Origin of the sequence: Mesorhizobium sp. M7A.F.Ca.US.006.01.1.1, assembly GCF_003997935.1 — a bacterium.
GTDB lineage: Bacteria > Pseudomonadota > Alphaproteobacteria > Rhizobiales > Rhizobiaceae > Mesorhizobium.
In genome coordinates this window covers 1-23,349 of sequence record NZ_RZQL01000058.1, presented here as the reverse complement: position 1 = coordinate 23,349, position 23,349 = coordinate 1, and the positions used below count along the sequence as shown (strand labels likewise).

Annotated in this window: 17 protein-coding genes and 1 pseudogene; 9 read left to right on the top strand and 9 right to left on the bottom strand. The window is 63.2% G+C overall.

The window, feature by feature from the left end:
• Positions 1–103: 103 nt before the first annotated feature.
• From EN943_RS12810 to EN943_RS12775, 8 genes are all read left to right on the top strand, one after another.
• Entirely contained in the window at positions 104–3,598 is a 3,495-nt protein-coding gene (locus EN943_RS12810) for an indolepyruvate ferredoxin oxidoreductase family protein (RefSeq protein ID WP_127412897.1), read from the top strand.
• 144 nt (positions 3,599–3,742) lie between these two features.
• Complete coding sequence (locus EN943_RS12805; RefSeq protein WP_127412896.1) at positions 3,743–6,055, top strand: EAL domain-containing protein; 2,313 nt, start codon at positions 3,743–3,745, stop codon at positions 6,053–6,055.
• A 310-nt stretch (positions 6,056–6,365) separates the two neighbouring features.
• Positions 6,366–7,145, top strand: coding sequence for a hypothetical protein (locus EN943_RS12800; RefSeq protein WP_013528206.1), 780 nt, complete (start codon positions 6,366–6,368; stop codon positions 7,143–7,145).
• A gap of 120 nt (positions 7,146–7,265) precedes the next feature.
• A complete protein-coding gene (locus EN943_RS12795) occupies positions 7,266–7,415 on the top strand; it encodes a DUF3096 domain-containing protein (protein WP_013528205.1) in 150 nt (49 codons plus the stop codon).
• Between the two features lie 208 nt (positions 7,416–7,623).
• A complete protein-coding gene (locus EN943_RS12790; protein ID WP_013528204.1) occupies positions 7,624–7,848 on the top strand; it encodes an aa3-type cytochrome c oxidase subunit IV in 225 nt (74 codons plus the stop codon).
• Between the two features lie 84 nt (positions 7,849–7,932).
• Positions 7,933–9,213: a Re/Si-specific NAD(P)(+) transhydrogenase subunit alpha gene (locus EN943_RS12785; RefSeq protein WP_127412895.1), complete on the top strand. Its 1,281-nt coding sequence runs from the start codon at positions 7,933–7,935 to the stop codon at positions 9,211–9,213.
• On the top strand, positions 9,210–9,638 hold the full coding sequence (locus EN943_RS12780; protein WP_206522753.1) for an NAD(P) transhydrogenase subunit alpha: 429 nt from the start codon (positions 9,210–9,212) through the stop codon (positions 9,636–9,638). The genes EN943_RS12785 and EN943_RS12780 overlap by 4 nt, the downstream gene beginning before the upstream one ends.
• Positions 9,639–9,644: 6 nt before the next feature.
• Positions 9,645–11,042, top strand: a complete 1,398-nt coding sequence (locus EN943_RS12775; protein WP_127412893.1) for an NAD(P)(+) transhydrogenase (Re/Si-specific) subunit beta — start codon at positions 9,645–9,647, stop codon at positions 11,040–11,042.
• A gap of 78 nt (positions 11,043–11,120) precedes the next feature.
• Here the strand turns inward: EN943_RS12775 and EN943_RS12770 are convergent, their stop codons facing one another.
• The 4 genes from EN943_RS12770 to EN943_RS12755 form a co-directional block, all read right to left on the bottom strand.
• On the bottom strand, positions 11,121–12,038 hold the full coding sequence (locus EN943_RS12770; protein ID WP_127412892.1) for a hypothetical protein: 918 nt from the start codon (positions 12,036–12,038) through the stop codon (positions 11,121–11,123).
• Between the two features lie 229 nt (positions 12,039–12,267).
• Positions 12,268–14,739, bottom strand: a complete 2,472-nt coding sequence (gyrB, locus tag EN943_RS12765) for a DNA topoisomerase (ATP-hydrolyzing) subunit B (protein WP_127412891.1) — start codon at positions 14,737–14,739, stop codon at positions 12,268–12,270.
• Between the two features lie 161 nt (positions 14,740–14,900).
• Positions 14,901–17,519, bottom strand: coding sequence for a caspase family protein (locus EN943_RS12760; protein ID WP_127412890.1), 2,619 nt, complete (start codon positions 17,517–17,519; stop codon positions 14,901–14,903).
• A 91-nt stretch (positions 17,520–17,610) separates the two neighbouring features.
• Positions 17,611–18,180, bottom strand: a complete 570-nt coding sequence (locus tag EN943_RS12755) for an NADPH-dependent FMN reductase (protein WP_127412889.1) — start codon at positions 18,178–18,180, stop codon at positions 17,611–17,613.
• A 178-nt stretch (positions 18,181–18,358) separates the two neighbouring features.
• Here EN943_RS12755 and EN943_RS12750 point away from each other — a divergent pair, with 178 nt between their 5' ends.
• A complete protein-coding gene (locus tag EN943_RS12750) occupies positions 18,359–19,732 on the top strand; it encodes a cytochrome P450 (protein ID WP_127412888.1) in 1,374 nt (457 codons plus the stop codon).
• A 21-nt stretch (positions 19,733–19,753) separates the two neighbouring features.
• Here the strand turns inward: EN943_RS12750 and EN943_RS12745 are convergent, their stop codons facing one another.
• The 5 genes and pseudogenes from EN943_RS12745 to EN943_RS12725 form a co-directional block, all read right to left on the bottom strand.
• Positions 19,754–20,731, bottom strand: a complete 978-nt coding sequence (locus EN943_RS12745; protein WP_127412887.1) for a complex I NDUFA9 subunit family protein — start codon at positions 20,729–20,731, stop codon at positions 19,754–19,756.
• 93 nt (positions 20,732–20,824) lie between these two features.
• The gene (locus tag EN943_RS12740; RefSeq protein WP_127412886.1) at positions 20,825–21,277 is read right to left on the bottom strand and encodes a DoxX family protein; all 453 of its coding nucleotides are present in this window, start codon (positions 21,275–21,277) and stop codon (positions 20,825–20,827) included.
• A gap of 196 nt (positions 21,278–21,473) precedes the next feature.
• Positions 21,474–21,755 (bottom strand): hypothetical protein, encoded by a 282-nt coding sequence (locus EN943_RS12735; protein WP_027039833.1) that lies wholly within the window; start codon positions 21,753–21,755, stop codon positions 21,474–21,476.
• 243 nt (positions 21,756–21,998) lie between these two features.
• A complete protein-coding gene (locus tag EN943_RS12730; protein WP_024501902.1) occupies positions 21,999–23,000 on the bottom strand; it encodes an Ldh family oxidoreductase in 1,002 nt (333 codons plus the stop codon).
• Positions 23,001–23,138: 138 nt separating this feature from the next.
• A pseudogene (locus EN943_RS12725) lies at positions 23,139–23,349 on the bottom strand (ABC transporter permease); the annotation flags it as partial.

The window sequence follows — 23,349 nt, the reverse complement described above, 5'->3', positions numbered from 1 at the left end:
CTGCGATTTTGTTTGACCTGCCTTGCAAGGGGAGAAAGGATGCGTCATCCGACCCCGACGTTGGCTGCCTGCCCCCGCGTGGCCTCCGCAGAGGAAATTCCTGATGACGCTGCACGACGTCGCGCTCGACGACAAGTTCGATCTCGCAAAGGAGCGCATCTTCCTGTCCGGCGCGCAGGCGGTCATTCGCATGCTGCTGATGCAGCGCGAGCGCGACCGTCGCGCCGGCTTGAACACGGCCGGCTTCGTCTCCGGCTATCGCGGTTCGCCGCTCGGCGGCCTCGACATGCAGCTATGGAAGGCGAAGAAACAGCTCGCCCAGGCTGACATCGTCTTCCAGCCGGGTCTCAACGAGGAGCTTGCCGCCACCGCTTGCTGGGGGGCGCAGCAGACGGAACTGCTGGGCGAGGGCACGCATGACGGCGTCTTTTCGGTCTGGTACGGCAAGGGACCGGGCGTCGATCGCTCAGGCGATGTGTTCCGCCATGCCAACCTCGCCGGCTCGTCCAGACATGGTGGCGTGCTCGCCCTGATGGGTGACGACCATATGGCGGAATCCTCGACCAACGCGCACGCCACCGAATTCCTGTTCGTCGATACCATGGTGCCGATCCTCAACCCGGCCGGTGTCCAGGAGATCATCGACTACGGGCTCTACGGTTTTGCCATGTCGCGCTTTGCCGGCACGTGGGCGGCGATCAAATGCGTCAAGGACAACATCGAATCGACCGCCTCCGTCGATGCCGCGCTCGAGCGGCTGAACATCGTCGTGCCGGAGTTCGACATGCCGCCTGGCGGTCTCAACATTCGCCACGAGATCGACATGCTCGGCCAGGAGGAGCGGCTGCATGAGCACAAGCGCGCCGCGGCCTCCGCCTTCATCCTTGCCAACGGGCTGAACCGCATTGTCTATTCGGGCGGCCGCAACCCGAAGATCGGCATCATCACGCTGGGCAAGAGCTACCTCGATGTCCGCCAGGCGCTGGACGATATCGGCATCGACGAGGCGGCCGCCAACCGCATCGGCGTACGGCTCTTCAAGGTAGGCTGCCCCTGGCCGCTCGACCTGCATCACATCGCCGATTTCGCCCGCGGCCTCGACACCATTGTCGTCGTCGAGGAGAAACGCTCGCTGATCGAGGTGCAGCTGCGCGAAAGCCTTTATGGCACAACCACCCAACCGGTCATTATCGGCAAGAAGGACGAGCGCGGCGACTGGCTGTTTCCGGCCAAGGGCGCGCTCGATGCCAACGAGATCGCCATCGCGCTTGGCGAGAGGATCGTCAGGACCATCGGCCCGTCCGAAGAGATTTCGGCGCGGGTGGCAAAACTGCGCCAGTTCCAGGCAATGCTCACCGAGGCCACCGACATCGGCTCGCGCACGCCGTTCTTCTGTTCCGGTTGCCCGCACAACTCGTCCACCAAGGTGCCGGACGGCTCTATCGCCGCGGCCGGCATCGGCTGCCACTTCATGGCGCTGTGGATGGACCGCAACACCGTCGGCTTCACGGCCATGGGCGGCGAGGGCGCGCAATGGGTCGGCCAGGCGCCGTTCTCCAAGCGCGAGCACATCTTCCAGAATCTTGGCGACGGCACCTACAACCATTCCGGTACGCTGGCGATCCGCTTCGCGCTGTCGAGCGATGCCAACATCACCTACAAGATCCTCTACAATGACGCAGTCGCCATGACCGGCGGCCAGCCGCACGAAGGCGGCCTGACCGTCGACATGATCGCCAGGCAGGTGCGCGCCGAAGGCGTCCACCGCATCGCCATCGTCACCGATGAGCCCGACAAATATGCCGGCAAGGCCGAATTCCCGGCCGGCGCCACCATCCACCACCGCGACGACCTCGATCTCGTCCAGCGCGAGCTGCGCGACGTCAAGGGCGTTTCGGTGCTGCTCTACGACCAGACCTGCGCCGCCGAAAAGCGCCGCCGCCGCAAGCGCGGCATCTTCCCCGATCCCGACAAGCGGGTCTTCATCAACGAACTGGTCTGCGAAGGCTGCGGCGATTGCGGCGTGCAGTCGAACTGCGTCTCGATCCAGCCGGTCGAAACCGAATTCGGCCGCAAGCGCAAGATCGACCAGTCGAGCTGCAACAAGGATTTCTCCTGCGTCAACGGCTTCTGCCCGTCCTTCGTCACCGTGCACGGCGCCAAGATCCGCAAGGCCGAGGGCCTGGCCGGCAAGGCCGATCCGCTGGAAGGCGTGCCCGTGCCGGCGCAATTCCCGCTTGGTGAGCAGGGCTGGGCGGCGATCATCGACGGCGTCGGCGGCACCGGCGTCGTCACCGTCGGTGCGGTGCTTGGGATGGCGGCGCATCTTGAGGACAAGGGCTGCGGCATGATCGACATGGCCGGCCTCGCCCAGAAGGGCGGCTCGGTGTTCACGCATGTCCGCATCGCCCGCACCCCGGACGACATCAATGCCATCCGCGTTTCGGCCGGCAAGGCCGATCTGGTGCTTGGCTGCGATCTCGTCGTGTCGGGCGCCAAGAAGGTGCTGACCGCGGTGCGCGAGGGCCACACCATCTTCGTCGCCAACACCGCCGAGATCATGCCCGGCGAATTCGCCCGCTCGGCCGATTTTTCGTTGCCGATAGAGCGGCTGAAAAAGGCGATCCGCGCGGCAGCGGGCGACGACAAGGCGCATTTCTTCGACGCCACCCGCACCGCCACGGCACTTTTCGGCAATTCGCTCGGCGCCAACATGTTCATGCTCGGCTTTGCCTTCCAGCATGGCGGCCTGCCATTGTCGGCCGAGGCCGTCGAGAAGGCGATCGAGCTCAATGGCGAAGCCGTGGCGATGAACATCGCCGCTTTCCGCTGGGGACGTCGCGCTGCCCATCAGCCGGATTTCGTGCGCGGGCTCGTTGCCCAGCCGGGTCCGGCCTTGGCTGGAAAGGCCGGCCAGGCCACGGATGTCGCCGAGACACTGGACGACATCATCGCCCGCCGCGTCGCCTTCCTGACCGCCTATCAGAACGCCGCCTATGGCAGGCGTTATGCCGGAAAACTGGCCATTTTGCGCGCCGCCGAAGCGAAGGCCGTGCCTGGTTCGACCGCGGTGTCGCAGGCCGCCGCCAGGAACCTGTTCAAGCTGATGGCCATCAAGGACGAATACGAGGTGGCGCGTCTTTACACGGACGGCTCTTTCGTCGCCGAACTTGGAAAACAGTTCCAGAGCTACGAAAAGCTCGAATTCCACCTCGCGCCGCCGATCATGGGCCGTCGTGGCAATGACGGCAGCCCTAGGAAATCGAGCTTCGGCCCGTGGATGATGAAGGGGTTTCGCCTGTTGGCGGCAATGAAAGGTCTGCGCGGCACTGCCTTCGACCTGTTCGGCTACACCGCCGAGCGGCGCATGGAGCGGCAGTTGCTGGCGCGGTACGAGGCGGATCTGAAGCTCATCGCCGGATCGTTGGCTCCGGCCAGAGTCGATGCGGCGGTTGCACTGGCCTCGGTGCCGGCCCTCATTCGCGGCTATGGCCACGTCCGCCAAGCCAGCGCCGACAAGGCATCGGGCGAACGCCAACGACTGCTCGAACGCCTGTCGGGCACGCCGGCGCAGCCGGAACTTCAGGCCGCCGAATGATCGATACGCCTTGTTTACCTGAACGACAGTTTCCTTGCTTTCCGTAGCGTCACCCGGCTTGACGGCAGGAGCGCGAGCGGCTCTCTAAATCTTTCTTAAGGCGGATGTGACACTGCTTGGCTCCCCAGGGTTGGGATTCAGGCGTTGAATCTGAGAAAAAAGAACGAGATTCCGGTCGACGTCTACATTCCGTTCGTGGAAACCCTGTTTCGCGACGGGCTGACGCTTTCGATCGGCATTCTCGCGCAGACTTTCCTGATCGGCCTTGTCTGGTGGAAGAACGGCGATCCGCGGTATTTGCTGGTCGCGATCTCGATGGTTCTCGTCGGCATTTTCCGCATGAGGAACTTTCGAAAATACAACAGCATGCCTTCGCCGACGACCTGGGAAGAAGCGCACAAGCGTGAGAATGACTACATTCTCTATGGCTCCCTGCATGGCTTGACGCTTGGCGCCTTCTGCCTGCTCGGCATCTATTTCGCGCGCGACGGTTTCGCCGAAATCGCCTCCGTTTGCCTGACGCTGGCGACGGCGACCTCCATCGCCGGCCGCAACTACGGCTCGCCGCGCATGGTCACCATCCTGACCATTGCCTTGACTTGGCCGATCTCGCTGGGCTTCCTGCTGCGCGGCGACATCTACCATGTCCTCCTCGGGCTCCTGTCGGCGCCGTTCCTGTTCGCCATCCGGAAATTCGCCAACACCGTACGCGATGTGCTTTTTGCAGCCGTCTCGGAAGAAAAGAAGGCCAACCGCATTGCCCAGCGCTTCAACCGGGCGCTCAACACCATGTCGCATGGCCTTGTCATGCTCGGCCCGGACGGCCGAGTCGCGGTGGCCAATGCCGAGGCCGCGCATCTGATGTCGCTCAAGTCGCCCGATGCGCTGCTCGGCCGGTCGATCCATGGTTTGTTGATGCGCGGTGTCGCCGGCGGCATGCTGGCCCCAAAGGATTGCCGCTACATCGAGGCTCAGCTGACGCGTGCCCTGCGTGAGGGCCGCGACCGCAAGGTGCTGGTTTCCCTCGCCAACGGCCAGCACTACGAATTCTCGGCTCGCGAAGGCAGCCAGGAACTGGGCGTCATCACCTTCGAGGACGTCACCGCCCGTGTCGAGGCGGAAGACAAGATCCGCTTCATGGCACGCTACGACAACCTGACCGGCCTGCCCAACCGCGCCTATTTCCACGAACTGATCGGCGAGGCCATGGCGTCAGGCGACCGCGATCGTCTCTGCGGCCTGGCGGTGCTCGACCTCGACGATTTCAAGAGCGTCAACGACACGCTTGGTCATCCGATCGGCGACGGCTTGATCTATGCCGTTGCCGAGCGGCTTGCCGCCATCGCCAGGCAAGATATCACGGTCAGCCGTTTCGGTGGCGACGAGTTCATGATCTTCTTCGACCGCGTCGAGGATGAAAGCCATCTGACCAGCCAGCTCGACGAGATTTTCGCTGGCCTGCAGGGGGAAGTCGACGTTGCCGGTCACGGGCTGCGCATCCAGGCCAGCGGCGGCGCGGTACTGTCGCGGGTCAAGGATACCGATGTCGACGCCATGATCGTCAAGGCGGACCTGGCGCTCTACAAGGCCAAGGAGCTCGGCAAGAACGGTTGGCGGCTGTTCGAAGCCTCGATGGATGCCGCTTTCCGCAACCGTCAGCTGATGAAGGCGGATCTGCGCACAGCCGTGGAAAGCAACAGCCTGCGGGTAGTCTATCAGCCGATCGTGGCGATGAGCACCATGCGCATCGCCAGTTGCGAGGCGCTGTGCCGGTGGGATCATCCCGATCTCGGGCCGATCTCGCCCAGCATCTTCATTCCACTGGCCGAGGAAATGGGCATCATTTCCGAGATCAGCACCTTCGTGCTGCAGGCAGCCTGCGCCGAATGCGCCAAATGGCCGGACCAGACCAGCGTCTCGGTCAACCTCTCCGCCAAGGATTTCCGCAGCCGCGACGTCATCCAGAAGGTTCGCGATGCGTTGGCCGGCACCGGCCTCGCCGCCAGTCGGCTCGAGATCGAGGTCACCGAAACGGCGCTGCTCGACGACAAGTCGCTGACGCGCCAGTATATCGAGGAGCTGAAGCAGCTTGGCGTGCGCATCGCACTCGACGATTTCGGCACCGGCTATTCGAGCCTGAGCTACCTGCACAAGCTGCCGCTCGATAAGATCAAGATCGACCGCTCTTTCCTGATGGACGTCACCCAGAATCCCCGTTCGCTCGAGCTGCTCAAGGGTATCGTCAACCTGTCGCGGCCGCTGGGGCTTTCGGTGACCGTCGAAGGGGTCGAGACCTTCGAGCAGCTCAAGATCCTGGCGCTGCAGGTCAAGCCTGATCTTGTCCAGGGGTTCCTGTTCGGTTCGGCGCTCAGTGCTTCCGGCATCGAGACGATGTCGAACACGGTATGGCCGTTCGCCAAGGATATCAGGACCGCCAAAAAGGCGGTACGTCGCTGATTTGCGGCGCATGGCGCATGGTGCCCAGGCACTGAGAGCCCATCCCTGTTTCCATCAGGATTGAACAGGCTCCGAAGTTTCCTTGCACGTCGCGGGCCATGCCAAAATTTCCGCCGCTTCCCGTCATGTTCGCGATACGCTCTTTCCCCGTCGCGACGCAGAAAACGAAGAAAAGCACCAATTTTAGTTTTATTTTAGCAATCGTTAACCTTAACGACTGGTAAACGGCCTGCTTCCCATTTTCATCTTTTACATCCCAGGACCCTGTCGTAGTGTCGAATCGCGGCGGCAATGTACGGGGATTGAGTTGATGATTGTGCAGTTGAGTTCGCTTCGTCCGGTGACGGGCGAGGACGGCAAGGACGCCGCCGACACCATGTCCAGCTTCGCCCGCAACGTCTCGGCGATGCTTGAGCGGACAGAGTACCGCCGCTGCGACAAGGGCGAAGATCTCGAGGACATCTACCGCCTGCGCTACAAGTCATATCGCTCGAACGATATGGTGCCCGACAACGAAAACCATACCATTCACGATGAGCTCGACGAGGCACCGAACGTGTACCGCTTCGGGGTCTATATCGACCAGGAACTCGTCAGCACGCTGCGTATCCATCACGTCACCTTGGCGACGCCGATGTCGCCTTCCACCAAGGCCTTTGGCGACATCGTCATGCCGATGCTTCGTGACGGGCTGAGCTTCATCTGCCCCAGCCGGTTTGCGTCCGATCCCGAATGGTCGCGCGTCTACCCGCAGATCCCTTACCTGACGCTGCGGCTGGCCGGCATGGCGTGCTTCCATTTCAACGCGCCCTACTGCCTGTCGACCATTCGCGAGGATCACGCCGGCTTCTACAAGCGTATCTACTACTCGGAGAAGATCAGCGAGTCGCGCGCCTATCCGGGCGTTTTCAACAAGGTCGTGCTCTACCGCGCCGACGTCAACGCCATCCGTGAGCGGTCCTTCTCACGGTTCCCGTTCTTCCGCTCGACGCCAATGGAACAGCGCATGCTGTTCGACACGCCGCATGTCGGAGAACTCGCGCCGCTGACCATCCTGCCCACGGCAAAGTACTATCACGAAGCCGCCTGATACGGCAGGGTTCACATGATTTTGCAGGTCCGACAGGGAGCCTTTTGGCGACTTCGGCGTTCCGGGTGAGGCCACGAGCGGCGCTCCGGGTCGATTCTGACGTTTTTGAGGGAACCTGCCATGACCATTTCCACACTTGCGCTAACCCCGCTCATCTCGCTGATCGCCGGCGTGCTGATCCTGGTCATGCCAAGGCTGTTGAACTACATCGTCGCGCTCTACCTGATCGTCGTCGGGTTGCTCGGGCTTTTCCCGCATCTTGCCGGCTGAGGGCGTCGGCTTAGCCGCGCAAGCGTCCGCCTTCGGAGCATCTTTCCGCATCAAGCACCAGAATCCGCGATCGGATTCCGTCGCGCGTCGGCAGCCGGCTTCAACCTTTCTTTGAGGCAGTTGTCGGTTGTTGTGCGGCAATAGCGCCATTGCTCTCGGCCCGGCTTTTCGCTATGTGCCTGAAAGATGTCTTCGAAGGGGTATTCCTATGGCTGATCACTCGCCGACCGGTCCTGTCGAACTGGGCGCGAAGATGGACTATGCCGAGCATGACCGCACCTATGCGGGCTTCCTCGCGCTGGCCAAGTACGGGTCGCTGTTTTGCGGCGCCCTGCTCCTGGCGATGGCCTTCGGCTTCTTCGCGGGCGGCTTCTTCTCAGCGACCATTCTGTTCGTGCTGATTCTGGCTGTCGGCGCGTTTATCCTCCGATAGATTTTCCGACACCTTGTCCATGGCGCCGCCGCGAGGCCGGCCGGCGTCTTGCGGGAAATAGCTTCCGGCCGAAAGGATCATGCGGTGGGACAGACGGTTTTCATCCCTCGTGAGCTCGATGCCAACGAGCCGCGCGTCGCGGCCTCGCCCGATACGGTGAAACGGCTGGCGGCGCTGGGCTTCGACGTCGTCGTCGAGGCCGGTGCCGGTCTGAAATCGCGCATCATCGATGCCGACTACGCGAGCGCCGGCGCTGCCATCGGCAAGGTTTCCGATGTCGCCAAGGCCGATGTGGTGCTGAAGGTGCGTCGGCCTGATAATGCCGAGCTGAAGAGCTACAAGCCCGGCGCGGCTGTGATCGCCATCATGGACCCCTACGGCAACGATGCCGCCGTGGCGGCCCTTGCCAAGGCCGGCGTCACCGCTTTCTCGATGGAATTCATGCCGCGCATCACCCGCGCCCAGTCAATGGACGTTTTGTCCTCGCAGGCCAATTTGGCCGGCTATCAGGCGGTGATTGACGGCGCTTCGGAATATGACCGCGCCTTGCCGATGATGATGACGGCGGCCGGCACGGTGCCGGCGGCGAAGGTCTTCATCATGGGCGTCGGTGTCGCCGGCCTGCAGGCGATCGCCACCGCGCGTCGGCTTGGTGCGGTTGTCACCGCCACCGACGTTCGCCCCGCCGCCAAGGAACAGGTCGCCTCGCTCGGCGCCAAGTTCCTCGCGGTCGAGGACGAGGAATTCAAGGCGGCCGAAACGACCGGCGGCTACGCCAAGGAAATGTCGAAGGAATATCAGGCCAAGCAGGCGGCACTCACATCAGAGCACATCGCCAAGCAGGATATCGTCATCACCACGGCGCTTATTCCCGGCCGGCCGGCGCCCAAGCTGGTATCGGCGGCGATGGTCGCTTCGATGAAGCCGGGTTCGGTTCTCGTCGATCTGGCGGTCGAGCGCGGCGGCAATGTCGAGGGCGCCGAAGCCGGCAAGGTCGTCACCACCGCCAACAACGTCAAGATTGTCGGCCATCTCAATGTGCCAGGCCGCGTCGCGGCGTCAGCCTCGCTGCTTTATGCCAGGAACCTGTTCGCCTTTCTCGAGACGCTGGTCGACAAGACGACCAAGACGCTTGCCATCAACCGCGACGACGATCTGGTCAAGGCAACGATGCTGACCGATGGCGGCAAGGTGGTTCATCCGGCTTTCGTGAAGGCCGACCAGCAGCCGCCAAAGGGCCAATATGTCGAGCCGGCCGCGATCCCGGCCAAGACCATGGTCGCCGACGCTTCTCCCAAGAAAGCCGCGCCCAAGAAGGCGGCCGCACCCAAGTCGCCCTCGTCGAAGCCGAAAGGGATCGCGTGATGGACCAGACCCTGCAGAAAGCCCTCGACCAGCTCGACCAGGCCTCCGCCGCGGTTCGGCTGGCAGTGCACAATCTGGCGACCGCGCCTGGCGGCACTGACGCGGCCGGTGATGCCGCGCATGCGCTCTCCGGCGGTGCCATCGATCCCTTCGTCTTCCGCTTCGCCATCTTCGTCCTGGCGATCTTCGTCGGCTACTACGTCGTCTGGTCGGTGACCCCCGCACTGCATACGCCGCTGATGGCCGTCACCAATGCCATCTCTTCGGTCATCGTCGTCGGCGCGCTGCTTGCCGTCGGCATCGCCGCCTCCGGTGTTGCCGCGGGCTTCGGCTTCGTCGCGCTGATGCTGGTTTCGGTCAACATTTTCGGCGGCTTCCTCGTCACCCAACGCATGCTGGCCATGTACAAGAAGAAGGACAAGTAGAGCGCCATGAACGCCAACTTCGCGTCCTTCCTCTACCTCGTCTCCGGTGTCCTGTTCATCATGGCGCTGCGCGGCCTGTCGCATCCGACCACCAGCCGCCAGGGCAATCTCTACGGCATGATCGGCATGGGCATCGCCATCGCCACCACGCTGGCGCTGGCAACCCCCTCGGCCGGCCGCTTCGGCCTGATTGTGCTCGGCCTGGCCATTGGTGGCAGTGTCGGCGCCGTCACCGCGCGCCGCATCGCCATGACCTCGATGCCGCAGCTGGTCGCCGCCTTCCACTCGCTGGTCGGCCTCGCCGCCGTCATGGTGGCGGCCGCCGCCATCTATGCGCCGGAAAGCTTCGGCATCGGCACGGATGGCCACATCCATGCCCAGGCCCTGATCGAGATGAGCCTTGGCGTCGCCATCGGCGCCATCACCTTCACCGGCTCGGTCATCGCCTTCCTCAAGCTCGATGGCCGCATGTCCGGCAAGCCGATCATGATCGGCGGACGCCACTTCATCAACGCGGCACTTGCCATCGCGCTCGTCGTGCTGATCGTGCTGCTGGTGACCACCGAGTCCAAGCTGGTCTTCTGGCTGATCGTTGCCGCCTCGCTGGTGCTCGGTATCCTGCTGATCATCCCGATCGGCGGCGCCGACATGCCGGTCGTCGTCTCGATGCTCAACTCCTATTCGGGCTGGGCGGCGGCCGCACTCGGCTTCACGCTCGGCAATCTGGCGCTGATCATCACCGGTGCGCTGGTCGGCTCATCCGGCGCGATCCTGTCCTACATCATGTGCAAGGGCATGAACCGAAGCTTCATCTCGGTCATTCTCGGCGGCTTCGGTGGGGAGACTGCAGCGGCTGCCGATGACGGCATCGAACGCACGGTCAAGCAGGGTTCTGCCGACGATGCCGCCTACCTCATGATGAACGCTCAGAAAGTCATCATCGTGCCGGGCTACGGCATGGCGGTCGCCCAGGCGCAGCACGCACTGCGCGAAATGGCTGACAAGCTCAAGGCCAACGGCGTCGACGTGAAGTACGCCATTCATCCGGTCGCCGGCCGCATGCCCGGCCACATGAATGTGCTGCTCGCCGAAGCCAATGTGCCCTACGACGAAGTGTTCGAGCTTGAGGACATTAATTCGGAGTTCGCGCAGGCCGATGTCGCCTATGTCATCGGCGCCAACGACGTCACCAACCCTTCCGCTCGCGACGACAAGTCGTCGCCCATCTACGGCATGCCGATCCTCGACGTCGACAAGGCGCGCACCTGCCTGTTCGTCAAGCGCTCGCTCGGTTCCGGGTATGCCGGTATCGACAACACGCTGTTCTACAAGGACGGCACCATGATGCTGCTCGGTGACGCCAAGAAGATGACCGAAGAGATCGTCAAAGCCATGGATCACTGATCCCGCCACGGCGCGACTGACCCAAAAGCAAAAGCCCGGCGCGAGGCTGGGCTTTTGCTTTTCAATGGCGGAGCCGGTTCAGCGGCTGGCGATAAAAACCGCTTCCTCATCGTCGCGCTGCCTGCCCCCAAGGGCCGCGGCAGCACTGGCGATGAAGGCGCCGATGACCAGCGAGAGCGCACCAAGCAGGGCAAACGTCGCGCTGGCCTTCCTGGCGGTGTCGGCGGCCTGCTGCGCCTTGGCCTTGGCGTCCTGGGCCTTGGCGAGGACGGCATCCACCCGGGTCCTGGCGTCTGCTTCCGAAAGCCCTGTGCGAACGGCGACCAGCTGCGACAGATAGGTTTTGTCGTCTGCGGAAACCTCGCCTGCCGCGACGCCGGCGATCAGGATGCGCGAAGCCTGCCCAACCGCGGCTGCATCGCTGTCCGGATTGGCGGCCGCAAGCTTGCTCGGGTCAGCCGGACGAAACAGTGAATCCACCAGGTAGGAGATCGCATTGTCGGCCGATGCGCTGCCGGCATTGGCCGAAGCCCCCGCCGATGCGCCCATGGCCGCGCCAGACGCGATGGTGGACACGGCCTGCACGCCTGAGCCGATGGCAGCGGAAAGGGCGGAGCCAAGCACGCCGACGACGAGCAAGGTGGCCAGCGCCCAGGCGAGAAAGCCGTGTGCGGTGTCCCGGAAATACACCTCATCGGTGTGGATGCCGACCCATTTGGTGCGCAGCCGCCCAGCAAGATAGCCTCCGACACCCGAGGACAGCCATTGCACGATGACAAGCCATACGGCGGTGGATGCCGCGAAAGTGGTGACCGATGCGCCGGATCCCGACCATGGCGACACCATGGTCAATCCCAGCCCCGAACCGAGCAGCATGAAGATGAAGGTCAACGTCGAGGCCGCGAAGGCACCGGCGATGATCGGCCCCCAACTGACGGCGGTGGAGGAGGATTCTGTTGAAGTAAAAAGGTCGACCGCCGATAGGGTGGACTGCATGGAAGCCCCCTACCGTACGAACAGCATGATCAGAATGATGATCGGGATCGGAATACCGAGCAACCAGAGCAAAATGCCGCGTCCCATGAAAGCCTCCTGTAAGAAATTGTGATCGATGTTGTCACAATGTCCCGCAGGGACTTCCGTTCCGGCGCGTTGTAAAATGATTTTGTTGCCGCCGGTGGAAAAATTGGCGCGCCGCAGCGCGCCAATTCAGATAATGCCCAGATCAGATATCCAGATTGGCGACCGACAGCGCGTTGTCCTGGATGAACTCGCGCCTGGGTTCGACCTCGTCGCCCATCAGTCGCGAGAACAGCGAATCCGCATCGGTCGCGTCGTTGACCTTGACCTGCAGCAGCGAGCGCACGTTCGGATCGAGCGTGGTTTCCCACAGCTGTTCGGCGTTCATCTCGCCGAGACCCTTGTAGCGCTGCATTGTCAGGCCCTTGCGCCCGGTCGCAAAGACGGCATTGAGCATCGCCAGCGGCCCCGAGATGGTTTCGGAGACATCCTTGCGGCGCAGCACCGGCGGCGACCCGTAGACCTCGCTGAGGCGCTGTGCGTAGCGGTCGAGCTGGCGTGCGTCGGCCGAATTGATCAGCGCCAGGTCGAGATGTGCGTATTCCTTGACGCTGCGCACCGTGCGCTCGAACACATAGCCGCCGACACCCTCGTTCGAGGTCGACATGCGGCCGGTCCAGCCGCGCTCGGTGTCCTCGGCGATGATGTCGAGGCGTTTTGCAATCCGCTCCGCCATGTCGTTGGCGCGGCCGAGATCGGTGAACACGTCCGGGTTGAGCCCGCCGGCGATCGCCGCCTGCTCGACGACACCTCTGTTGTAGCGCGTGTGCAGGCCGTTGATCAGCTGGCGCACCGCCAGTGCGTCGTCGATGGCTCCGCGTAGGTCCTGTCCGATGCGAACTTCGCCCGAGCCGAGCGTAAGCGATGCTTCCTCCAGTCCCGAGCCGATCAGGAACTCCTCGAAGGCGCTCTCGTCCTTGATATATTGCGAGCTCTTGCCGCGCGTCACCTTGTAGAGCGGCGGCTGGGCGATGTAGAGATGGCCGCGCTCGATCAGCTCTGGCATCTGCCGGAAGAAGAAGGTCAGCAGCAAGGTTCTGATATGGGCGCCGTCGACGTCGGCGTCGGTCATCAGGATGATCTTGTGGTAGCGCAGCTTGTCGGCGTTGAACTCGTCCTTGCCGATCGAGGTGCCGAGCGCCGTGATCAACGTGCCGATCATGTCGGAGCCGAGCATGCGGTCGAAGCGCGCCCGCTCGACATTGAGGATCTTGCCGCGCAACGGCAGGATCGCCTGGTTCTGGCGCGAACGCCCACCCTTGGCGGAGCCGCCGGCGGAATCACCCTCGACGATGAAGATTTCGGATTTCGCCGGGTCGCGTTCCTGGCAGTCGGCCAGTTTGCCGGGCAGGGAAGTGACGCCGAGCGAACTCTTGCGGGTGATATCGCGCGCCTTGCGCGCCGCTTCGCGTGCCGCAGCGGCCTGGATCACCTTGTCGACGACCACCTTGCCTTCGCTCGGGTGTTCTTCCAGCCAGGTGCCGAGCGCTTCGTTGACCAGGCCCTCGACGACAGGGCGGACTTCCGACGAGACCAGCTTGTCCTTGGTCTGCGAGGAGAATTTCGGGTCGGGAACCTTGACCGACAGCACCGCCGTCAGGCCTTCGCGGCAATCGTCGCCGATCAGCGAGACCTTTTCCTTCTTGGTCAGGCCAGAGGATTCGCCATAGCCGGTGATCTGGCGCGTCAGTGCACCGCGAAAGCCGGCCAGATGCGTGCCTCCATCGCGCTGCGGGATGTTGTTGGTGAAGGCCAGCACGTTCTCGTGGTAGCTGTCGTTCCACCACATCGCCACTTCGACGGTGATCCCGTCGCGCTCCGCCTTGATGGCGATCGGCTTGTCGATCAGCGGTTTCTTGACCCGATCGAGATATTTGACGAATTCTTCGAGGCCTCCATCATAGTGCAGCTCATGGCGCACGACATCGGCGTGACGGGCGTCGGTCAAAATGATGCGCACGCCAGAATTGAGGAAGGCAAGCTCGCGCAGGCGGTGTTCCAGCGTGCCGAAGTCGAACTCGACCATGGTGAAGGTCTCGGCCGACGGGAAGAAGGTGATCTGGCTGCCGCTGCGGCCCTCATAGGTGCCCGGCTGCTTGTCCTGCTCATAGGTGCCGGTCGCCTTCAGCGGTGCGTCGGCATTGCCATGCGTGAAACTCATCTCGAAGATCTGGCCGTTACGGCGGATCTTCAGCTTCAGCCACGCCGACAGCGCGTTGACCACCGAGACGCCGACGCCATGCAGGCCGCCCGAGACCTTGTAGGAGTTCTGGTCGAACTTGCCGCCGGCATGCAGCTGCGTCATGATCACTTCGGCCGCCGAAATGCCTTCTCCGGTGTGGATATCGGTCGGAATTCCGCGGCCATTGTCGATCACGGTGACCGAACCGTCGGGGTTGAGCGTCACGGTGACGAGGTCGGCGTGACCGGCCAGCGCCTCGTCGATAGCGTTGTCGACCACTTCATAGACCATGTGATGCAGGCCCGAACCGTCGTCGGTATCGCCGATGTACATTCCGGGGCGTTTGCGGACAGCGTCCAACCCCTTCAAAACCTTGATGGAATCGGCGCCGTATTCGGCTTCAGCGCCGTTGTTGTTGTCGATCTGATCGCTCATGAAAACCTGTTGTCTGGATGCCGCTTGCACAGCGCAAAAAATCCGCGCCGAATCGCGCCTCTGATATCGACTAGATATAGGCGCAAAAGGCGGTTTTTCCAAGGTTTGCAGGCGTTTCACGGGGAATGAGCCGGCTGTCCACGACAGGCTCTCGCCAAGCCCTATTTCACCTTGGCCAGCCGGTCCTCGAGAAACTTGATCATGAACCTGTATCGCGGCGCCAGCCGCCCGCTACGGTCGAGCTCCAGCGTCATGTCGAGCGCTTGCGAGAGCACCGTCTTGGGGTTCTTGGCGACCTGAGCGTAGTCGATCATGGCAACCACCAGGTCGCGCTGCCAGGTGGCGTTGTCCGGATCTGCCTCGGCAAGCCGCTGGCGGATGTCCAGGCTGTCCTGGAAAGCCTGCCGCGCGCCTTTGACGTCGCGCTGCTTGGCCTTGAGCATGCCGATCTCGGACAGCGTGATCGACAGGTCGCGTTGCCAGTCGGCATTGGCTGGATCGAGCTTGGCCAGTCGGTCGGCGATAGCGAAACTGTCTGTATAGGCGTTGAGCGCTCCAGCGCGGTCGCCCTGTATCGCCAGAATGCCGGCGACCTTCTCCAGGTTGACCGAAAGGTCGCGTTGCCAGTCGGTGTTGGCGGGGTCACTGGCCGCCAGCACGCGGGCTATCGAGAGCGCTTGCCTGTAGGCGGCGAGGGCTGCCGGCCAGTCCTCCTGGTCGCCCAGCGCATTGCCGATTTTTGCGTTGCCGACAGACAAGTCGCGCTTCAGCTCACTGTTGTCGGGGTCGCGGCTCACCAGCCGCTCGACGATCGCATAGCCCGCTTTATAGGACGCGAGTGCGCCCGCCGCATCGCCGCGCTCGCGCTTGAGGTCGCCGATCGTATCATGGCTGACCGACACATCGCGCTGCCGTTCGGCATCTTGCGGCTTCTTTTCGGCCAATGCCAATCGGATCTTCAGGCTCTCCTCGTAGGCCACTTGGGCGTTGTCCAACTGGCCGGTGATACGCGCCAGTGCACCGATCTCGTCATAGCTGATGGTCAGGTCGCGCTGCAGTTCGGCGCGCTCCGGCTCGTTGTCGGCAAGCTGCTTCTTGACCGACAGGCCCTCCTGGTAGATTTGCGAGGCCCCAGCCAGATCGCCCTGCGTCACAAGCACATTGCCGATCTTGTCGTCGGCCATGGCGAAGTCGCCGAGCCATGACAGCCGATCGGGTTCGGCAGTGGTCAAATCCCTGAGCATGGTTCTGGCGGTCCGATAGTTCTCCAGCGCTTCCGGCAGATCCCCTTGCGCCAGCTTGATGTTGCCGAGCTTGATGTGGCTGACGGCAAAATCGCGCTTGACGCTCGGGTCGGTTTCCCGGGCCGAACGCAGCTCGAGATTGGATACCAGCGCTGCAAAGGCGCGGCCTGCCGCATCGGTGTTGCCGACAAGGGTGTAGAGCTTGCCGAGCTCGTCCAGCGTGCGGATCTGGCGGTCGGCCTGGTCCAGGGTCAGATCGGTCTGCCCGGCCTCGCCGTAAAGGGCCAGGACCGATTCATAATCCCTGATGGCCGTGGCGTAGTCGAGGTCGGCGCGCGCCGCACCGCCGGACAGAAAACGTGTCGCCGCCTCGGACAGCGTGCGGCCGACGAAATTGGCCTTCAAGGCGTTGCGCGAAACATTGTCGATGTCGGCGGCCTTTGCGAGGATGGCGCGAGCCCCATCGAAGGCGCCGAGCGAAAGCTGCTCCTCGGCCTGCCGGCGCAGCTCCGTCACCTGCGGATCATCGGAGGCGAGCGTCCTCATTTCGCCGCGCACCTTGACGAAGGCGTCGGCCGCCTCGCGCAGCCTGGCATTCAGGCTGTCCGCCGAAAGGTGGCTGGCGTCGGAGCTGATCAGCACGCCGTAGAGAGGCGCCAGCGGCATGTCGGCATCGCTGGCAACCTGCTCGACCTCACCGCGCATTTCCGGCGTCACGTCGGCCATGGCAAGCAACAGGCGCTCGCGCTCGGGCAAGTCCTGCCTCGCCTTCGCGGCAAAGAACAGCTTCGGCAGGCCGCTCTCGACATAGGGCAGCTGCTTGCCCCGCGACAAATCATAGACCTCCTGCTGCACCAGCGTCAGCACCGAGCGGATCTCGAGCCCGTCGGTGCCGAGATATTTGGTCAGCGCTGTCGTGAACGGCGAATTCTGGCCAGTCCCGTCGGCGGCCGTCTCACCCGGTGCGGCCGAGAAGGCAAACAGGATGTTTTCGGCGCGGCCAGTCCGGCCGAGACCCGGCTTCACCTTGTCGGCGACATCCTTGGCCAGCGAGGTCGCGCCGCGCCCTTCACCGTTGCTTCCCGAGAAGGGATCGCTGCGGCAGGCGTCGAGCATGATCAGGCCGACCTTGGCGGTGGCCGCCACGGTCTCGCGCACCTCCTCCAGCGGCAGGCTGGTCTTCTCCAGCGCATCGAGCGAGGAGGCGTCGGCATCGACCGGCAGCAGCCGGTTGTCGCCCGAGATTTCGACACCGTGGCCGGAGAAATAGACCAGCGCCACGTCGGCGCCTTTGGCATCCTGGCGAAAATCGTCGAGCGCGCGGCGCATGCGCCGCAGGTCGCGGTTGGTTTCGAGGACGACCTCGAAGCCGAGCTTCTTCAGCACCGCTGCCATCGCCTCGCCGTCATGGACCGGATTGGCAAGCGGCCGGATCAGGCGGTAGTCGTCGTTGGCGATGACCAGTGCCACGCGTCGCTCAGCCACCGCGGCGGCGGTGCTCATGAGCATCAGCAGCAAGGCAAAAAGCAAGCGCAAGTCGAACCGCCCCCCGGCTTGTCCATTTGCGCGAACATTCCACCTCTTTATGGCATGAGCAAGCCGGGCTTTTGGTGGAAAGCCGCCGCCTTCAGGCAGCCCGCATCGGCTTCAGAGCCTCGCTCCAGCGCAACAGCTCGTCGAGCATGGTTTTGGTTCCGCCCTGCACCTGTTCGCTGGCGTTGAAAACGCCGTTCTCGTCGAGTAGTTTCTGGTACATCGGCAGCGCGACGCCTTCCGAGATCGGCATGACACCCACCGAGGTCAGCAGCGGCTTCAGCGCTTGCGCCGCGCGCAGGCCGCCGGAGACGCCGCCATAGCTGAAAATGGCGGCTGCCTTGTACTTCCATTCGCGCGAGAGATAGTCGATCGCGTTGACGATCGCCGGCGCTACGAAATAATTGTATTCCGGCGCCACGAACACGAAGGCATCAGCGGCATCGATCGCCTTGGACCAGGCTTTGGTATGATCGTTCTGGTAATTGCCAAGCCTTGGATGGTGCGGTTCGTCCAGCACCGGAAGCTTGAACGCATCGATGTCGGTCAGTACAGGCTCGAATTTCCCGTGCTCGCGCGCGAACGTCTCCAGCCACTCGGCAAAAACCGGTCCTGCGCGGCCTGGCCGTGTGCTGCCGATGATGATGTTCAACTGGTGCTTCAAGGCGGGGCTCCTGCGGTGGCGGTATCCATTGGTGACTGCCACCTAGGGCATGCCGCTCGGGGCAACAAGAAGGCACCTCGCGGTAACCGGTCACATTCCGGAGAGTAGGGCCTTGCCGTTCGGTCACATGGACGCCTGCTTTGCGGCCCACTACATTGGGTCATCAGCGGAGCACAGCATGGACATCCAGCCCGCCCCCTTCATTCCTCCAGCGCCGAAGCCGCGCACGACGCCGCCCTCGACGCTGGAGATGATCCGCATCGTCTACCGCAACCCGCTCGAATTGTGGGGTGAGCATACCTACAACGAGCCGTGGATCTCGGCGAATGGCGTTGGTGGACATCTGATCGTCGCCAATGATCCCGGCCTGATCCGCCATGTGCTGGTCGACAACGCCAGGAACTACAAGATGGCGACGGTGCGCCAGAAGATCCTGCGGCCGATCCTGCGTGACGGCCTGCTGACCGCCGAGGGCGAGGTCTGGAAGCGGTCGCGCAAGGCGATGGCGCCGGTGTTCACGCCGCGCCATATCTTCGGCTTTGCCCAGCCGATGCTGAGGCGCACGCAGGACTTCGTCACCCGCTACGAAGACGGCGGCACGTCTGACATAGCCCATGACATGACGCTGCTCACCTATGACATCCTGGCCGAGACGCTGTTTTCCGGCGAGATCGCAGGCGAGCCTGGCAGTTTCGCCAACGAGATCGACCGCCTGTTCGAGACGATGGGTCGCGTCGACCCCCTCGACCTGTTGCGCGCGCCCGACTGGCTGCCGAGGCTGACCCGCATCCGCGGCCGCAAGACCATGGCCTATTTCCGCAAGATCGTCACCGATACGGTCAAGATGCGTGAAGCGAAATTCAAGCGCGACCCCGATGCCGTGCCGCAGGATTTCCTGACGCTGCTGCTCAAGGCCGAAGGACCCGACGGGCTGACGCGGGCCGAGGTCGAGGACAATATCATCACCTTCATCGGCGCCGGCCATGAGACGACCGCGCGGGCTCTGGGCTGGACGCTCTATTGCCTGGCTGAATCGCCGTGGGAGCGCAACCGGGTCGAGCAGGAGATCGACCAGGTGCTGGCGCGCGAGCCCGATCCGACGAAATGGCTGGACGCCATGCCGTTCACGCGTGCGGCGTTCGACGAAGCGCTCAGGCTCTATCCGCCGGCGCCGTCGATCAACCGCGAGCCGATCGAACCGGAAATGTGGAAGGATCTTTATATCCCCAAGCACGCCGCGGTTCTGGTGATGCCATGGGTCGTGCATCGCCACAGGAAACTGTGGGACCGGCCGGATGCCTTCATGCCGGAGCGCTTCCACCCGGGAAATCGCGAAAAGATCGACCGCTTCCAGTATCTGCCGTTTGGCGCCGGCCCGCGCGTCTGCATCGGCGCCAGCTTCGCCATGCAGGAGGCGATCATCGCGCTGGCGATCATGCTGTCGCGCTTCCGTTTCGACACCACCGCCGAAACCAAACCCTGGCCGGTACAGAAATTGACGACACAGCCGCAAGGCGGTTTGCCGATGCGGGCGACGCCCCGCCATCGTTAAGGTGAGAGACCCTTCTGGGAACTATGCTGCGGGCCTGCGTTGCTGGAACTGGCCGGCGGCGCGGTAGCGCCAGAGATAGCTGGGCAGGATCGTCGCGATCGATTGCGGCTGGATGCCGAGCCCCGCAAGCGTCCTGTTGGTCTTGTTGGCGGCGTCCGAAACGATGTTGTGCTCGCGCAGCTGCATCACCTGGTCCTTGGTCAGCAGCGGATTGGGCAACAGGCCGAGGATCGAGGCCTGGATGTTGGCCACCCACCACGGCACCGGCACCAGCAGGCGCTTGCGCTCGATCACTTCAAGCAGCTCTTCCATGCACTCCTTGAAGGTCAGCACCTTCGGTCCACCCAGTTCATAGATCTGGCCGCCATCGATCTTGCCGTCGACCGAGCGCGCCACCGCTTCGGCAACGTCGCCGACATAGACCGGCTGGAACTTGGTCTGGCCGCCGCCGATCAGCGGCAGTACCGGCGAATAGCGCGCCATGTTGGCGAAGCGGTTGAAGAAGCCGTCTTCGGGTCCGAAATTGATCGACGGCCGCAAGATCACGGTGTCCTTGATCGTCTCCAGCACAGCCTTTTCGCCAAGCGCCTTGGTGCGCGCGTAGTCTGATTCGGAGTCCAGATCGGCGCCAAGCGCAGAAATGTGGGTCAGGCCGGCGCCGACCGAGCGCGCGGCCTCGGCCACTGCGCGGGCGCCGAACTCGTGGACGGCGGAGAATTTCTGCCGGCCGCTCTCATGCAGGATGGCGACCAGATTGACGACATGGTCGGCGCCCTGAACGGCGCGGTCGACCGACCAGCGTACGCGCACATTGGCCTGCACCGGCTGGATCTGGCCGACATTGCCGAGCGGCTGCAGATGGCCGGCGAGATCGGGCCGCCTGCAGGCGACCCGGATGCGATAGCCGCGCTTGGCCAACGCGCGCACGACATGGCGGCCGACAAAGCCTGACCCGCCAAAGACGACGACGAGCTTTGGGGTCTGCAGGATTTCGGTCATGGCTGGCTCCGGCGCTCGCAAGCTTGGCTGAAGCCGTTTCATAATCCGTTTCGCGCCAAAGGCAAAGGGCGACGCGTCGTCGCTATCAGCCTGTCAGAACGCTTTGCCGATACGGGCGTCGACCGAATGGCGGTTGCCGCCGCGAATGACGAAGAAGAGCAGGATCGCCGCCCACAGCAGCGACTTTTCCGCGCCCGAATAACCTTGGTCCATCGTGACCCAGTGGAACCAGACCGTGACCAGCAGCACGAACAGGCCGGCAAAGGCGGCCGGCCGCGTCAAAAATCCGATGGCGATGAAGATGCCGCCGAAGAATTCAGTGCAGGCCAGAAGCAACGACCACAACGCGCCCGGATAGAAGCCGAGACCTTCGACCATCTCGGCAGCGCCGAAAGGATTGGTGATCTTCTGCGAACCGTGGATGGCGAGAAACCCACCGGCGACGACGCGAAGAACGGTTTCGGCACCATCGTGCAGAGCCGCGTAAAACCTGCCAAGGACCGGGATGACAAGGGCGTTGCGGGGATTGTCCGTGCTTGCCGACATTATAGCTCCTCTGTTTTGCTCAATCAGCGCAAACGGCCGATTGGGTTCGCCGAAGTCAAATAAACAAAAGTTGACCAAAAGAGGAATGTTTTACTATTGTGGGATCAAAACGCAGAAAACCCCACCGAAGCGGGGTTTTCCGGGTGACTTCCATGCGAAGTCAGGGGCCGACGGAGCGGCCTGACCTGAGACGGTATCAGGAGGGCGTGAAGCAAGTACGCCCACCCCAGCCCTGAACATCCGACATGGTGCCACCAACCTTCTTGCAGGCGGCGACGAAATCGGCGCTGCAATTGGCGAATTTTGCATGGCCGTTCTTGCAGTAGTGGTCTTCGGTGGCGCCGCCGCTCGGGGCAGTGATGACACCCGGGCTGGACGGCTTGACCGGCGCGGCCTTCAGGGTGGCTGCCTGTGTGGCACCCATGAACGAGCCGAGCAGAAGGACGGCGGTCAGCATGGTGATCTTGGTGTTGGTCATGACAATTTCCTTTTGATTTGGGTTGAGTTTTCCGAGGCGCCAAGGACCGGCCTTCGCGTGATGCAGGCTTTCGATTTCGGTTTGCTGCTTCCCCCGGTGTGGATCGGGCAAGCTCGCCTTGCCCTGGACAAAGCTGGGTCGCAGCAAGGCGCGGAAAGGTTCAGCAGCGCGCAAAGAAAATCGCGCCCCGCCGCGCTTGCGGCGGGCAGATATGAGGTAACTATCTGATATCTAACCAGTAATTTAGGAAGAATAGCGGGCGGCAAATTCGGAAATGCGCTGCACCACGGCCTTCGACGCGGTGATGCCGCGCGCTTGCGCCTTCTCGGCGGCCTCTGCGCGGGCACGGCCCGGCACATGCACGCCGAAGCGCCGCCGCAGCCGGTCGAGCTGATCCTTCATTCGTTGCTCGAAATCCGGGTCGAGCAGCTTGGGTTCGATAGCAAGCACGAACAGTCCCGTGCCGGGGCTGTCCGGCCCGCCGCTGAACCACGGCGCGTCCAGCGACCAGTTGGCGCCCGACAGGCCCGCCGCCAGCACCTCGACCATCAGCGCGATGTTGGCGCCGCGCTGGCCGCCGAAGGCAAGCATGGCGCCTTTCATGGCGGCAGCCGGATCGGTGGTCGGGTTGCCGCTGGCGTCCAGCGCCCAGCCTTCCGGGATTGTCTTGCCGTCCTCAGCCGCTTTGCGGATGTTGACGAAAGCGGTGGCGCTCGACGACTGGTCGATGACCAGCGGCGCCCCGTCGGCGGCAGGCGCGGCAAACGACATCGGGTTGGTGCAGTAGACCGGCTTGACCGAGCCCGAGCCGGCAAGCACGGCCGGGCCGTTGGTGGCTGCGAACGACACCAGTCCTTGTGCTGCCAGCCTTCCGGTGAAATAGCCGAGCGCGCCGCATGTATAGGCGTTCTTCTGCGAGAAGATGGCGACGCCGAACAGCTTTGCAGCCTTGGCGAGGTCGTCGATGGTGCGGTCGAAGCCGGTATGCGCGAGCCCGCCGCGTGCATCGGAGAGATAGACCGCCAGCGCCGGCCGGGTGATCACCGGGTCGGCATTGCCGTCGATGCGTCCGGCTTCCAGTGCCTCGAGGTAATCGATGAAATGCGACAGTCCGACGGAGGAGAGTCCTTCGGCCTCGGCTGATATGATCGAAGCAGTGAGCGATTGTGCCGCTTCCTCATTGGCGCCGGCGCCAAGTGCCGCCATCCGGCACAGTCCTTTTGCCTGGTCGAGACTGAGTTGCATCATGGCCGTCCTAGGGGAGGAAGGGGATAGGGGAATAGGGGAGTACGAGAGTAGGGACAGTGGGCAGTGAATAGCGAATGGGGATGGAAATGTGAATGTGGATAGTAGCCTGATACTCCCCTACTCCCCTACTCCCCTCTAACCAATCTTGTTCGGGATCCGCGCCTCGATCCTGCTGAAGGCGAAGACCAGAATGCCGGTGATCGTCATGTAGATCAGCGCCAGCAGCAGCAAGGGTTCATAGGTGAGGTAGGTGTCCTGCCGCACCTTGGACGAAACGGCGAAGATGTCGATGACGCTGATCGTCGCCACCAGCGGCGTCGATTTCAACTGCAGCACGGTCTCGCCG